The 14,813-nt window shown below is 58.8% G+C and carries 12 protein-coding genes; 7 read left to right on the forward strand and 5 right to left on the reverse strand.

All coding sequences use genetic code 11. The features are described from left to right. Nucleotides 1–129: 129 nt before the first annotated feature. On the reverse strand, nucleotides 130–1,032 hold the full coding sequence (locus tag EGT36_RS02800; protein WP_479829392.1) for a choline ABC transporter substrate-binding protein: 903 nt from the start codon (nucleotides 1,030–1,032) through the stop codon (nucleotides 130–132). 373 nt (nucleotides 1,033–1,405) lie between these two features. On the opposite strand from EGT36_RS02800, the gene EGT36_RS02805 reads away from it, so the two are divergent. The 3 genes from EGT36_RS02805 (at nucleotide 1,406) to EGT36_RS02815 (ending at nucleotide 3,942) form a co-directional block, all read left to right on the forward strand. Next, nucleotides 1,406–1,987, forward strand: coding sequence for a thymidine kinase (locus EGT36_RS02805; protein WP_004443038.1), 582 nt, complete (start codon nucleotides 1,406–1,408; stop codon nucleotides 1,985–1,987). A gap of 111 nt (nucleotides 1,988–2,098) precedes the next feature. Then, on the forward strand, nucleotides 2,099–2,548 hold the full coding sequence (locus EGT36_RS02810; RefSeq protein WP_037089744.1) for a pseudoazurin: 450 nt from the start codon (nucleotides 2,099–2,101) through the stop codon (nucleotides 2,546–2,548). Between the two features lie 236 nt (nucleotides 2,549–2,784). After that, on the forward strand, nucleotides 2,785–3,942 hold the full coding sequence (locus tag EGT36_RS02815; protein WP_004443043.1) for a DUF2333 family protein: 1,158 nt from the start codon (nucleotides 2,785–2,787) through the stop codon (nucleotides 3,940–3,942). Nucleotides 3,943–3,972: 30 nt separating this feature from the next. Here EGT36_RS02815 and EGT36_RS02820 read toward each other — a convergent pair whose 3' ends face one another. Beyond that, complete coding sequence (locus EGT36_RS02820; protein WP_004443044.1) at nucleotides 3,973–4,689, reverse strand: helix-turn-helix transcriptional regulator; 717 nt, start codon at nucleotides 4,687–4,689, stop codon at nucleotides 3,973–3,975. Between the two features lie 95 nt (nucleotides 4,690–4,784). Further along, entirely contained in the window at nucleotides 4,785–5,306 is a 522-nt protein-coding gene (locus EGT36_RS02825) for a TIGR00645 family protein (protein WP_004443046.1), read from the reverse strand. Between the two features lie 355 nt (nucleotides 5,307–5,661). Here EGT36_RS02825 and EGT36_RS02830 point away from each other — a divergent pair, with 355 nt between their 5' ends. Next, a complete protein-coding gene (locus tag EGT36_RS02830) occupies nucleotides 5,662–7,902 on the forward strand; it encodes a TonB-dependent hemoglobin/transferrin/lactoferrin family receptor (protein ID WP_037089742.1) in 2,241 nt (746 codons plus the stop codon). A 56-nt stretch (nucleotides 7,903–7,958) separates the two neighbouring features. Here the strand turns inward: EGT36_RS02830 and EGT36_RS02835 are convergent, their stop codons facing one another. Continuing rightward, the gene (locus tag EGT36_RS02835) at nucleotides 7,959–8,897 is read right to left on the reverse strand and encodes an extensin-like domain-containing protein (RefSeq protein ID WP_037089740.1); all 939 of its coding nucleotides are present in this window, start codon (nucleotides 8,895–8,897) and stop codon (nucleotides 7,959–7,961) included. Between the two features lie 282 nt (nucleotides 8,898–9,179). Here EGT36_RS02835 and EGT36_RS02840 point away from each other — a divergent pair, with 282 nt between their 5' ends. Continuing rightward, nucleotides 9,180–11,369 (forward strand): anthranilate synthase, encoded by a 2,190-nt coding sequence (locus EGT36_RS02840; RefSeq protein ID WP_037089738.1) that lies wholly within the window; start codon nucleotides 9,180–9,182, stop codon nucleotides 11,367–11,369. Then, nucleotides 11,369–11,878 (forward strand): GNAT family N-acetyltransferase, encoded by a 510-nt coding sequence (locus EGT36_RS02845; RefSeq protein WP_037089736.1) that lies wholly within the window; start codon nucleotides 11,369–11,371, stop codon nucleotides 11,876–11,878. The genes EGT36_RS02840 and EGT36_RS02845 overlap by 1 nt, the downstream gene beginning before the upstream one ends. Here EGT36_RS02845 and EGT36_RS02850 read toward each other — a convergent pair. Then, nucleotides 11,875–12,819: an HD-GYP domain-containing protein gene (locus EGT36_RS02850; protein ID WP_035211098.1), complete on the reverse strand. Its 945-nt coding sequence runs from the start codon at nucleotides 12,817–12,819 to the stop codon at nucleotides 11,875–11,877. The genes EGT36_RS02845 and EGT36_RS02850 overlap by 4 nt on opposite strands. 276 nt (nucleotides 12,820–13,095) lie before the next feature. Between EGT36_RS02850 and ade the strand changes: the two genes are divergently transcribed. Beyond that, on the forward strand, nucleotides 13,096–14,790 hold the full coding sequence (gene ade, locus EGT36_RS02855; RefSeq protein ID WP_037089733.1) for an adenine deaminase: 1,695 nt from the start codon (nucleotides 13,096–13,098) through the stop codon (nucleotides 14,788–14,790). Nucleotides 14,791–14,813 lie beyond the last annotated feature (23 nt).

Below are 14,813 nucleotides of genomic sequence, written 5' to 3' on the forward strand. Positions count from 1 at the left end.
GACGCGGTGCTGGCGCATGACCTGCAATGCGTTGAAAATGCGCGGGCAAGGTCATGCATGGGCATCGATATTTCCCGCTGAATCCAGCCTGTCGCACAGGCCGGATACAGTCATGCACAGTCTTGCGTTTTAAAGGCCAAGCGCCTTCTTGACGGCGGGCAGGGCGTCGGCGCTGCCATCCTTGGTCTTGACGTTGGCGAGCCAGGGTTCGACCGCAGCCGGATTGGCCTTCAGCCATGCGGTGGCGGCAGCTTCGCCCTCAAGCCCGCCATTCAGGATTTTGCCCATGATCTCGTTTTCCATGGGCAGGGAAAATTGCAGGTTCTTGAGGAAGGCGCCGACATTGGGGCATTCCTCGACATAACCCTTGCGAACATTGGTGTAGATCGTCGCACCACCGAAGTTGGGACCGAAGACCTCATCGCCGCCCGTCAGGTAGGTGAGCTTGAAATTCGCATTCATCGGATGCGGTTCCCAGCCGAGGAAAACGATCGGCTCGCCGGATTTTTCCGCGCGGGCGACCTGCGACAGCATCCCCTGCTCGGAGGATTCGACGACTTCGAACGCCTTCAATCCGAATGTATCCTTGGCCACCATGTCGAGGATCAGGCGGTTGCCGTCATTACCGGGCTCGATGCCGTAAATCTTGCCGCCAAGCGCGTCGCTGTGCGTGGCGATGTCCTTGAAATCCTTGATGCCGAGTTCGGCACCCTTGGCGTTGGTCGCCAGCGTATACTTGGCGCCGGTCAGGTTTTCCCGCAGCGTTTCGACCGATTTGTCTTCGCGGTAAGGCGCGATATCCCCTTCCATGGTCGGCATCCAGTTGCCGAGGAAGACATCGATGTCTTTGTTTTTCAGGGATGTATAGGTAACGGGAACAGAGAGAAGCTTGACGTCAGTTTCATAGCCTAGGCTTTTCAGTAGCACCGTGGCGGTGGCCGTTGTGGCAGTGATGTCGGTCCAGCCCACATCGGAAAACCGCACCGTGCCGCAACTTGCCGGTTCGGCGGCACCGGCCGCGCTGAACGTCATGGAGGAGATTGCTGCGGCCAGAACCAGACAGCGACGTCTATTTGCAAACATTGTTTGCTCCCTTTTTTTCGTTCCCTTGCCATTATCAATATCTTCCGGCCACAATCAACTCGCGTGCATTTGCGTGCTTTGGCCCGCCCGTTTGCGACAAAAACGGCAAAAACGTCGGGATTCGAACCTGCAAATGGGAAAAAGCAGACAGCAGAAATCTGTGTTTTTCGCGCCTGCGCACTTTTCAATCCACATCTTCCTCGTCAAAAGACGCCTGATGCGGCATCGGATCGGGCTTTGTGATCGCCTGGTGAAATCCGGCGCGCCGTTTCGTGAGGTTGCGAGGCGGCCGAAAGGCGCGAAGGCGCTCCGGGAGTGGATAATGGCAAAACTCTATTTCAATTATTCGACGATGAATGCCGGCAAATCGACCATGCTGCTTCAGGCGTCCTATAATTATCAGGAGCGCGGCATGCGCACGCTGATCTTCACGGCCGCGTTTGACGACCGCGCCGGCGTCGGCCGTGTCGCCTCGCGCATTGGTCTGTCCTCCGACGCCCTGACCTTCGATGAAAATACCGATTTGTTCGCTGAAGTATCGGCCTTGCATGTACAGGCGCCCGTCGCCTGCGTTTTCGTCGACGAGGCCAATTTCCTCTCAGAACACCATGTCTGGCAGCTTGCCGAGATTGTCGACCGGCTGGACATCCCGGTCATGACCTATGGTCTGCGCACGGATTTCCAGGGCAAGCTCTTCCCTGCCTCGAAAGAACTGCTTGCGATTGCCGACGAGCTTCGCGAAATCCGCACCATCTGCCATTGCGGCCGCAAGGCGACGATGGTGGCCCGCTTCGACAATGAAGGAAATGTCGTCACGGAAGGCGCGCAGATTGAGGTAGGCGGCAACGAAAAATATGTTTCCTTCTGCCGCCGCCACTGGGTGGAGACGTTCAACGGCGGCTGAACGGCTGCGTCCGGTTGCCGCATTTGATTTTTCGCAAAGATGACCGCCCGGCTCCTGCGCTAGAACGGCGGGGACATCCGCTTGGATGTGCTTTCTCTCAGGAGCAAAATTATGCAGAACAAAATTGCCGGATTTGCCAGCCTCGTCATTGCTGGACTTTTTGCCTTCCCCGCCCTGTCTGCCGAAATCGAAGTGAAGATGCTCAACAAGGGCAGCGATGGTCAGGCGATGGTCTTCGAGCCCGCAACCGTCAAGGCTGCCGTAGGTGACGTCATCACCTTCATTCCGGTGGACAAGGGCCATGACGCGGCAGCCGTGAAGGATATGATCCCCGAGGGGGTTTCCGAGTTCAAGGGCAAGATGAACGAGGCGGTGAAGCTGACGGTCGAGAAGGAAGGCGCCTACGTCGTCAAATGCACGCCGCATCTCGGCATGGGCATGGTCGCGCTCGTTGTCGTGGGCGACGCCGTGCCGGCCAACCTCGATGCCGTCAAGAGCGGCAAACTGCCGAAAAAGGCACGCGACCGGCTGAATGAGGAGATCGCCAGGCTCGGCCTCTGACTGCTTGCCCTCCGGCTCCGCGGCGGCCGTTACGTCGCAGTCCGTATGGAGAGCGATGATGGCCGGCGCGGACCGCAGGTTGAGAAAAGTTTCGCAATCATGTTGTATCCCGGTTGACCGGGACATATCTGCAGGACAGTAAATGACCGGAGTCCGACCAGGCGCCGAAGGGCGCCCCACCGGATGGCGGTTTTATTCCGGCATCCAGCCCCGCGGGCAGAGGAGACTATGACGACATGATAGACCGGATCACCGCCACGATTCAGGCAGCCTTCAGTGCCATCGGCAGGGCCGCCGGTCTTCTCGTCGCTTGGCTTTTATGGCCCTTCATGGCCGCCCATGGCTGGTACAGCGGCCGCAACTGGCTCATCAAGGGCCCGATCGCTCTGGTTCTCATCCTGCTTGCCGGCTTCTACGGATATTTCGTCTGGCAAACGCAGGTCTGGAGCAATTTCGATCCGGATTACATTTCCCGTTACAAGCTTGCTGAACGGACCGTGCCGCCCGGACAGGAACTGCCGGCCGCCTCCCCGACGTCGCCCGCTGGCGCAACCGGTGCAGCCGCCAACACATCCGCGCCGGTGTGCCAGCGCTCAGCCATCGTTGACGCTGCCGCCGATCTCACCGATTTCAACGTCAACCAGAATGCATGGATTTCCTCCATGCTGCTCTATCGCCTCGGTCTCTTCGGCATGGACTGGGATAGCACACCGTTTCTCGACAACAAGGCCTCATTCCAGCGCGGCGTGAACCAGGCTGTGCGCCGCACCTCAGTGGAGCTGGTGGATACGCTCGGGCGCGTGCGCGGGACATCGGGCATCAACAACAACCTCCAGGAAGCGCGTGGCAATATGCAGTTCAGCGAATATTCCTGGTATTTTGGTCTCGATCCTTTCGGCCCGAAGACGCCGACCCCCAGCTATTACCGCGCCGCGATCCGCAGCTTCCAGGCCTTCAATGGCGAGCTCGTCGCCTGCAAGGCCGTCTTCGACACCCGCGCCGACAACCTGATCCAGTTCATCGACCGCATTGCCGGCGATATCGGCTCGACATCGGCCATCCTGCGTGAGCGTTCGGAAAACTATAATGGCGGTTGGTTCGATACCCGCGCCGACGACCGTTTCTGGTTCGCCTATGGTCAGCTTTACGGTTATTACGGCGTACTTTCCGCAGCCGGATCCGACTTCGCGCAGGTCATCCGCGAACGCAACCTCACCAACCTGTGGAACGACACGCTCCTGCAGACCCGCGCAGCCTTGCGTATCCAGCCGGCGATCATCTCCAATGGTGAGGAGAGCGGCTGGATCATGCCGTCGCACCTGGCAACCATGGGATTTTACGTTTTGCGGGTTCGCTCCAATCTCGTCGAGCTTCGCTCGGTTCTCGACCGATAAGGCGCAGGTTTTCCCGAAGGGCGGGACTGATCAGACGATCAGGCCAAGGCGTATGGTCTTGGCCACCAGCTGGGTGCGGTTCACGCAGTCGAGTTTGCGGATGGCGTTGTTCATATAGGCGTTGACGGTATGTTCCGAGATGGAGAGAAGCTCGGCAATCTCCACCGAGGTCTTCCCCTGCGCCGTCCAGCGCACCACGTCGAGTTCCCGCTTCGTCAGCGGTGAAGGCCCTCTGGAGCCAGTGCGGCAAAGCCGGTCATAGACCTCCAGCGCGTGTAGCGCGATCATGCCCAGCTCGTTCAGCGCGGCCTGTTGCAGGGTATCGCGATCGCCTGCGAAATTCATCAGATACCGATTGCCGTTCATGCCGTGTACCGGGACCATGAGACCCGAAGTAATGCCCATGCTGCGCACGGAGGATACGGCATCCTGAAGCGTTTCACACGCAATGTCCGGGTCCTGCAACGACCAATATTGCGGCATCATCGATGATGCGCCGCGCCTGATGACGGGACAATCCCCGAGCGCACCGTCGCTGGTCATCGCATTCACGACCCAGATTGGCAGGCTGCTTTCAATGACCGTCGGCAAACCATAGGCATTTTGGCCGCCGGGCAGGAGCAGCAGGGTCACATAGGCGTAACCGAAAGCGTGCATCACTTCCTGCAGCGCCTCCAGCCATTGGGACTTGTCGGCAGCAGCCGACAGATCATCGCATAGCCTCGCCTGACGCTCCGTCTTCACCATTCACGCCCCTTCTCCGCGCCGGGTCTTGACGCCAGGAGCGAAAAAATGCGTGGCCATGACGGGGTTGCGACCTTCATATCGTCTGGATTACCCTGCTAAAGCACCGGCTTTTCGGCCTTGTCCTTCGGCTTGGCCATCAGTTTCTCCAAGAAACCAAGCATGACCGCCGAGGCGACAAAAGCCAGATGGATGATCGTGAACCACATCAGCTTGCTGTCCGAGTACTGATTGGCATTGAGAAAGATTTGCAGCAAGTGAATGGACGAAATGGCCACGATTGACGACGCGACCTTGATTTTCAGGCTTCCGGCATCAAGCTTGCCCAGAAACGAAACCTCCGCATCGGCATCGTCGAAACGGCTGACAAAGTTCTCGTAACCGGAAATCATCACCATGACGATCAGGCTGGCGACGAGTGCCGCATCGATCAGGCCCAGCATGGCGAGGATCATGTCGGCTTCGTCGTAGGTAAAAACGTTCTTCGCAACTTTCAGAAACTTGAGCGCGAAAGAAAAGGCGTAGACAGCCAGCGCCGCGACGAGGCCGAGATAAAAAACGACCAGCAGCCAGCGGCTGGAGAGAATGATCCGCTCGACGAGCAGTTCAAGAGACTTCATTTCCGTATCCGATTATTAAACTGTTATTTTCGGGTATGCTTTCTTTCGCCATGTAAACTGGCCGCGAAGATCGTAGCAAGCATCAATGTCGGCACTTTGACCGCATCGTGGCGTTTTCGCCCTGACCCATCTTTTTTGGCCGCGGCCCGCAAACGTAATATTTTTGCAACATAGCGCCCCGCTTTAAAACATGATGCTAAAAGTCATATATAATAATGTTGACAGTTATAATCATGTTTTTTAGTCCTCGCTTACCGGCTCGCCCGTAACAATCAAAACAGTTTCAGCCGCGACGGCAAACGCGGCGTGCTTTCGCACGCCGTGGCCTATTCGCGCGCCTACCTGGGGGTATTTAATGTCCATTTCGCGCACGCATTCCGCGCTGCTTCTGTGCACTGCCATCTCTCTTCTGCCGCTCGCCGGCCCCGTGCGGGCGCAGGATGCCGCGGCGCAGGCGGACGGCACCACCACGCTCGAAAAAATCGTCGTCAAGGGCAAGCGCGTCAAAAGCGCCAATGCCGTCGCCGATACGCCGCTGGCGAGCCAGACGACTGCGGAAGACATCCGCAAGAAGGACATCGGCAGCATCAAGGACCTCGGCAACAGCACGGAACCGGGTGTCGATTACGTCGACGCCAAACCCGGCCGGCCCGGCGGCCTGTTCATTCGCGGCCTCGGTGGCGCACGCGTCGTCACCTTGATCGACAATATTCCCGTTCCCTTCTTCGAAAACTTCGCCCGGCAGGGTCAGGCCACCACCACATTGAGCAATACGAATTCGAGCTTTGATTTCTCATCGCTTTCGACCGTTGATGTGGTGCGTGGCGCCGATTCCAGCCGCATCGGCTCCGGTGCTCTCGGCGGCGCGCTGGTGCTGCGCACGCTCGAGCCGGAGGACCTGATCGGTGAAGGCAGGGACTGGGGCGGTGTCGCCAAGACCACCTATGACAGCGAGGACAGAAGCGTGGGCGGATCGCTCGCCGTCGCCAGGAAGATCGAGAACACCTCGGTCCTTTTCCAGGGTTCCTACAAACGCGGCAATGAAACGGACAACAAGGGTACGGCAGACATCTACGGCACGCGTCGCACCAAGCCCAACCCCGCCGACACCTATGAAAGCAACCTGATGTTCAAGATCCGCCAGGATCTGGAAGGTGGCCACCGCATAGGACTTACTGCCGAACGGTATTCGCTGAGAGACCGCAGCGACATGAAAACCCTTCAGGGTGTCAGCGTATCGGGCTCGACCTATCGCATCGGTGATTACCGCGGTTACGAGGACACTGAGCGCGACCGCGTCTCGCTTGATTATGAATACGAGGCGCCCTCGACTGACGGCATGATCGATGCCGCCAATCTGTCGCTCTACTGGACGCGCCTCTCCAAGGAATCCGGCGCCGGCGACCGGCTGACCAATAATTCCCTCTATATTCGCGAAGACAGCATGCGCAACAGCGCCTTCGGTATCGTCGGCGGCCTGGAATCCGGGTTCGAGCTTGGCGGCGTGCAGCACACCGTCCGTTTCGGCGGCAACGCCATGACCACAGATTTCAGCCAGGAGCTTTTCGCCAATACGGCCGGTTCGACCTCATCGTCGCAATCGGACATGCCTGACGTGAGCGGCAAGAGCCTCGGCCTCTATCTCGATGACGAAATCGCCTTCGGCAACGGCTTCCGACTGACCCCCGGCCTGCGCTTCGATTCCTACGATTACGATCCCGATGGCTCCGTTTCCAGCAACAGCGGCTACCGAACATTCGGCCTGCCGAGCGGCAATAGCGGCTCGCGCTTCTCGCCGAAGCTTCTTGCCACCTATGATGTCACGCCCGAACTACAGCTTTTCGCACAATGGTCGATGGCCTATCGTGCCCCGACGATCAACGAACTGTATCTGAACTTCTCCAACGTCAGCTCCGGTTACGCTGTTGTCGGCAACTCCGCCCTCAATCCCGAGACCAGCAACGGTTTCGAGATCGGTGCGAACTACGCCTCCGGCGACCTGACGGGAAGCCTGACGCTGTTCCACAACAAGTACAAGAACTTCATCGAACAATATACGACCTCGACAACGCTCTTCCCCGGCTTCGGCGGCAGGGGCAACGGATCGCTCTTTACCTATCGCAACCGCAACAACGTCGAAATCTCCGGTGTGGAGGCCAAGGTCCGCAAGGATCTGGCAAACGGCTTCTTCGCCCACGCCTCGCTTGCCTACGCCTATGGCAAGGACACCGACACCAACGAGTTCATCCGCACGGTAGCACCGTTCAAGTCCGTCCTCGGCGTGGGTTATGCGCAGGATGTCTGGGGCACGGAACTGACGGGCGTTTTTTCCGCCGGCATGCGTGACGACAGGGTGGCCAACACTTTCGACGCCCCCGGTTACGGCGTCTTCAACCTGACCGGTTGGTGGGAACCCGAGCAGACCAAGGGCCTGCGCATCCACGCCGGCATCTACAACCTGTTCGACAGGAAATACTGGAATGCCGTCGGCGTCCGCGACGTGAACCCGAATTCGGTCAGCACGGTCAATCAGCCGGTCGATTTCTACACGGAAGCAGGCCGCACCTTCAAAATCTCCCTGACCCAGAAGTTCTAAATCCGGGGCGGAAGCATCAACTCCAGTCGGGCGGCCTTTCGGGTCGCCCCTTTTTGTCAGCGGCAATAGAGATAGCCGCCTTTTCGCTCCAGCACGTCGAGATGCAGGTGATCCTGATGGGTTGCGTCGCTGCCGGGCGAAAGGACCGTGCGGAAAAACAGGCAGGCGGCAGCGGTAATCGTGCGCTGGAAAGCGCCTTCCGGCGTCCCGTCCTCACCGCGCGGCTTCATCACCAGCGGCTCGCCCTTATCGAAGGAAATGGTGGAAATATCCACGGCATTGCCCTTGGCATGTTCGGAAATCTTGCCGTTTTCCGCGCTGTTGCGGTTGCGGCAAATGTAGGTCGAAGCGTTGGCGATCGCCGTCACCTTTTTCTCCGGCAAAGCCAGAGCGGCCGCCGGCACCATCATCTCCTTGGTCCAGCGTGAAAGCGCAAGCGCGGTTTCACAGCGCATGGTTCCAGATGGCTCAAGCTTGATGCCAGGCAGAACCACGGAAAGCTCGACAGGCGCGTCGATGCCGCACCCCTGCTCCGTATCGCGGATCGGCTCAAGCTGCTTGAACTCGGCGCCAATCTCCTTCAACGAGGCAAGACATGCCTGGAGTGCGGCCGGGTCCTCCGGCTTCACCGGCTCCGGTGGCTTCTCCTCAGGTTTCGCCGCTTCGACAGTCGGTTTCTTCTGCTCCACGCCATCCTTGTCCTCGCCTTCCTTCTTGGCGTCATCGGAACCCTTGTCAGCGGGTGTCTTTTCACCATCGGATTGCTGGTTTCCGGAAGCATCGGGTTTCGCGACCGGCTTCTCCTCGGGCTGCGGCTTGGGAACGGGTTTGGGTGCTTCCGCCGCCCTTTGCGGCGTCTTGTCGGATGGCTTTTCCGAGGGGGTGGAGGACTGCCCCTCACCCGGTTTCGGCTGCGGCACCGGCACCTGCGCCGGCGGTTCAGAGGCAGAAATCAGTGCGAGGGTGGTTACCAGAAGACACAGGCGATGAAGCATTTTACGGGGCACTCCTGACCGTTTCGGCAGGGGTGCAACGCCGCGGCGGCCCGTAAGGTTCATTCCCTTGCCGAAATCCGCTTGCCAAGGCGGATCGTGCACGCTAACAATTTTCGCATGAACATCGTGTCTAAGAACATTGCTAACTGGTGGTGGAGCAGCTTTACGCGGCCTTGACCAGTCATGTCTTCAGACAAAGTCCAAGCCGCCCGAATTTTCAGGCGGCTTTTTTGTTATCTTGCCGCCTGTCATCGGGCCTGAACAACGGGAAGTGCGAAAGAAATGGTAACGATCATTCAGGATGACGGAGCGGAAACCTACGAGACGAAAGGCGGCATCAAGGTCAGCCGAAAGCGCCGGCCTGCCGATTATGCCAACGCCATCGACAATTATGTCGAAAAGCTCGATTCCCATCGCGGCGCGGTTTTCTCATCCAACTATGAATATCCCGGCCGCTACACGCGCTGGGACACGGCCATCATCGACCCGCCGCTCGGAATTTCCTGTTTTGGCCGCAAGATGTGGATTGAGGCCTATAATGGCCGCGGCGAAGTACTGCTTTCCTTCATCACCGAAAAGCTGAAGGCGACGCCCGATCTCACGCTCGGCGCTTCCACCACGCGTCGTCTTGATCTTACCGTCAACGAACCGGACCGCGTCTTCACTGAAGAAGAACGCTCAAAAATCCCGACCGTCTTCACTGCGCTGCGCGCCATAGTCGACCTCTTCTATTCGAACGCGGATTCGGCAATCGGCCTGTTCGGCGCCTTCGGTTACGACCTCGCTTTCCAGTTCGACGCCATCAAGCTGTCGCTGGCACGCCCGGAAGACCAGCGCGACATGGTGTTGTTCCTGCCCGATGAAATCCTGGTCGTTGATCACTATTCCGCCAAGGCCTGGATCGACCGTTACGATTTCGAAAAGGGCGGCGTGACGACGGACGGCAAGTCCTTCGACATAGCACCCGATCCCTTCAAGACAACCGATACGATCCCGCCCAAGGGCGATCATCGTCCCGGCGAATATTCCGAACTTGTCGTGAAGGCCAAGGAAAGCTTCCGCCGCGGCGATCTGTTCGAGGTCGTCCCCGGCCAGAAATTCATGGAACGCTGCGAAAGCAACCCATCGGCGATTTCCCGCCGCCTGAAGGCGATCAACCCGTCCCCCTACTCCTTCTTCATCAATCTCGGCCATCAGGAATATCTGGTCGGCGCCTCGCCGGAAATGTTCGTGCGCGTCTCCGGCCGCCGCATCGAGACCTGCCCGATCTCAGGCACCATCAAGCGCGGCGACGATCCGATTGCCGACAGCGAACAGATCCTGAAGCTGCTCAACTCGAAGAAGGATGAGTCCGAACTGACCATGTGCTCGGATGTGGACCGCAACGACAAGAGCCGCGTCTGCGAACCCGGTTCGGTCAAGGTCATTGGCCGCCGCCAGATCGAGATGTATTCGCGCCTCATCCACACGGTGGACCACATTGAAGGCCGCCTTCGGGACGATATGGACGCCTTTGATGGCTTCCTCAGCCACGCCTGGGCCGTGACCGTCACCGGCGCACCGAAGCTCTGGGCCATGCGCTTCATCGAAGGCCATGAAAAGAGCCCGCGCGCCTGGTATGGCGGCGCCATCGGCATGGTCGGCTTCAACGGCGACATGAACACCGGACTTACGTTGCGCACCATCCGGATCAAGGACGGCATTGCCGAGGTGCGTGCGGGTGCGACCCTGCTTAACGATTCCAATCCGCAGGAAGAAGAAGCCGAAACCGAACTCAAGGCGTCCGCCATGATATCAGCCATTCGCGACGCGAAAGCCACCAACGCCGCTTCCACCAAGCGCGATGCGGCCAAGGTCGGTACTGGCGTGAAGATCCTGCTTGTCGATCACGAAGACAGCTTTGTCCACACGCTGGCGAATTATTTCCGCCAGACAGGTGCGACCGTCTCCACCGTCAGATCGCCGGTCGCAGCCGACGTATTCGATCGCTTCCAGCCCGATCTCGTCGTGCTTTCCCCCGGACCGGGCAGCCCGACGGACTTCGACTGCAAGGCGACGATCAAGGCGGCCCGCGCCCGCGAATTGCCGGTCTTCGGCGTCTGCCTCGGCCTTCAGGCTCTGGCGGAAGCCTATGGCGGCGAGCTTCGCCAGCTTGCGGTGCCGATGCATGGCAAACCCTCGCGCATCCGCGTGCTGGAACCGGGCCTCGTCTTCTCCGGTCTCGGCAAGGAAGTGACCGTTGGCCGTTACCACTCGATCTTTGCCGACCCCTCCACCCTGCCGCGTGATTTCATCATCACGGCCGAAAGCGAGGACGGCACGATCATGGGCATCGAACATGCCAAGGAACCCGTGGCTGCCGTTCAGTTCCACCCGGAATCGATCATGACGCTTGGCCAGGACGCCGGCATGCGCATGATCGAGAACGTGGTGGTGCATCTGACCCGCAAGGCGAAGACGAAAGCCGCGTGATGGCTGCCGCCGATACCACCAACATCGAGCCGATACGGGCGGAGCACGTTGAGAGCTTTCATCGTGCTCTCGATGCGGTATCGCGCGAGCGGAAATATCTGAGCTTCCTGGAGGCGCCGCCGCTCGATGCGGTGCGCGCCTTCGTTCTCGACATGATCGAAAACAACCATCCGCAATTCGTTGCAGTTGCGGATGGCGAAGTGGCGGGCTGGTGCGACATTCGCCGCCAGGACAGAGCAACCCGCGCCCATTGCGGCACACTCGGCATTGGTATCCTACCGGCCTACCGTGACAAGGGACTTGGCGCGCAGCTGATGCGGCGAGCGCTCGATTCCGCCCGTCAATGCGGGCTGCATCGTGTCGAGCTGAGCGTGCATGCGGACAACGCCAGAGCCATAGCGCTGTACGAAAAAATCGGCTTTGTGCATGAGGGCCGGGCCCGCGATGCCGTTCTGATCCACGGGCGCTATATCGACAGCCTGAACATGGCGATCATCCTCGGCAACTAACCCCTCGGCAGCGCAGCGGAAATACAAAGCGCGAATTTCTTCAGCAGCTGCAGGTCGAAATGTCCCTCCCGACGCAGCATCCAGGTCAGCGCGTCATTCGCCGTCCATGGCTTCTTGTAGGGTCTGACCGAAGTCACGGCGTCGTAAACGTCGCAGATGGCCGCGATACGCGCGTAAAGGCTGATCTCGCTGCCGGCACGCCCGCTGGGATAACCGCCGCCGTCAATTCGCTCATGATGATTGAAGCAGACATCAAGCACCATCTCAGGCATCTGCTCGTTTCGCGACAATATTTCCCGCCCGAATGCCGGGTGGAGATTGATGATTTTGCGTTCGTCGGTGCTCAACCCATCCGCCTTGTTGAGAATGGACGAGGGTATTTCCACCTTGCCAATATCATGCAGCAGGCCACTGACGCCGAGCAGATCGACCGTTCCGCGGTCGAGCCCGAGATAATTACCGAAGAGGATCATCAGCCCGCTGACGGAAACCGAGTGCACAAAAGTCGTTTCATCTTTCGATTTCAGGCGGGTGACCCCGATGAAGATCGCCGGGTTCGACTGCACGGCATCGGAAATCTTGCCCGCCGCCGCCGCCATGCCCTTCAGCGACACAAGGCCGCCGGCTTCTGCGGAAGCAAAGGTCTCGGAAATAGTGCCTGCGGCTGATCGGACCGCATGGGTTACGGCGGCAATGGTTTCCGGGCAATTGTCCGGCGCCAGCGAAACCGCAGCCGAACGCCTGCCGCCTTCGGTATCGTATCCCCTGGCCGTGTTGATGATGATGCTTTCAGCGCCGCTTGATTTCAATTGCCGCATCAATTCCTCCTGCCGCAAAAGAAAGCGGTGCCGCTTTAAAAATCCCTGATTCGAAAGCGTTCCTTCGACCGCTTCGATAAACATGCCAAGTGTCAGTTGCTGGGTGGAAATTCGTTTGAGCATCAGACGCTTTTATTTTCCTTCCCGGGAATATAACCTAAAACCGCAATTCGTAAAAATGCCGGCGCACAACCGGATGAACTATAAAGGTGAAGTCAAGCCTTCCCAATCCCGCCTAAACTTGAACCTTGAAGATTAGATACCACAAATATGAAAATTTTTTACTCTCGATATATTTAAAACTCAAAGAATCAATTCGAATAGATCCGGAAACAACCCTCGAATGTAAATAATGAAGATTCTCGCATACGACGTAAATCAGGAGCCGAAGAAAGCCGCATGAATTCCAGACTTGAAAAGCGCATCGACCAGGGTACGGGCCGTGAACCGGCAGACATGGTTCTCAAGAACGGCCGCTTCTTCGATCTCGTCACCGGAGAACTCGTTGCCTCGGATATCGCCATTTGTGGCGATACGATCGTGGGAACCGGTGAAAGCTATGAGGGTTACCGGGAAATCGATATTTCCGGCAAAATCGTCGTCCCCGGTTTCATCGATACGCATCTCCATATCGAATCGTCGCTGGTGACACCGCATGAGTTCGATCGCTGCGTTTTGCCGTATGGCGTCACCACCGCCATTTGCGACCCGCATGAAATTGCCAATGTGCTCGGAGTGGAGGGGCTTCAGTTCTTCCTCGACAGCGCCATGGAAACCATCATGGACATCCGCGTGCAGCTTTCCTCTTGCGTGCCCGCCACTCACCTGGAAACCGCTGGCGCCGACCTGCCGATTGAAAAGCTGCTGCCGTTCCGGAACCACCCGAAGGTCATCGGCCTTGCTGAATTCATGAATTTCCCCGGTGTCATCCACAAGGACCCGGTGTGCATGGCGAAGCTGGAGACTTTTCAGGGCCAGCATATCGACGGGCACGCACCGCTTCTTTCCGGAACAGCGCTGAACGGTTATCTCGCTGCCGGCATCCGCACCGAGCATGAATGCACGAGTGCAACGGAAGCGCTGGAGAAAATCCGCAAGGGCATGCACATTCTGGTGCGCGAAGGCTCGGTCTCGAAAGACCTGCATGCCCTGATGCCCATCATAACCGAGCGGCTGTCGCCCTATCTGGCGCTCTGCACCGATGACCGCAACCCGCTCGACATCGCCGAACAGGGCCATCTCGACTACATGATCCGCACCGCGATCGCCAGCGGCGTGGAACCGCTCGCCATCTATCGCGCCGCCTCTATTTCCGCCGCCAAAGCCTTTGGCCTGCGCGATCGCGGCCTGGTCGCGCCGGGCTGGCGCGCCGATCTCGTGGTGATCGACAGCCTGGAAAGCTGCAAAGCCAGCATGGTTCTTTCCGGCGGCCGGATCGTCAACGATGCGCTCTTTGCCACGCGCAAACCGGTCGCACCGGTCGGTCTCGACAGCGTCAAGGCAAGACCCGTGCTCGCCTCGCATTTTGGCGTGCCGGTCACGGAAGGCGAAAGCCCTGTCATGGGCGTGCTTCCCGGCAAGATCATTACCGAGCACCGTCGCTACAGACTGCCGACGGACGGCAACCAGACCACCGTCGATCTCGAAAACGATATCATCAAGGTCGCCGTCATCGAACGCCACGGCAAGAACGGCAACCATGCCAATGGTTTCGTTCAAGGTTTCGGCCTGAAAAAGGGCGCCATCGCCTCCACCGTCGGTCATGACAGCCATAATATCTGCGTTGTCGGGGTGAGCGAAGACGACATGGCGCTGGCCGCTAACCGGCTGGGCGAAATCAAGGGCGGTTTTGTCGTGGTGGAAGACGGCAGGGTGACAGGCGAAATCGCTTTGCCCGTCGCCGGGCTGATGAGCCTTGAACCCTACGAGACCGTTCGCGATACGCTGCACACCCTGAGAAAAGCAGCCTATGCGCTGGGCACCACGCTGGAAGAACCCTTCCTTCAGGTCGCCTTCCTGCCCCTGCCCGTCATCCCCCATCTCAAGATTTCCGACATGGGCATGGTGGATGTGGACCGGTTTACGCTGATCTGATGGTGGCTTGGCGACTAGCGGCA

It is taken from the genome of Agrobacterium sp. FDAARGOS_525 (assembly GCF_003938925.1).
GTDB lineage: Bacteria > Pseudomonadota > Alphaproteobacteria > Rhizobiales > Rhizobiaceae > Agrobacterium > Agrobacterium pusense.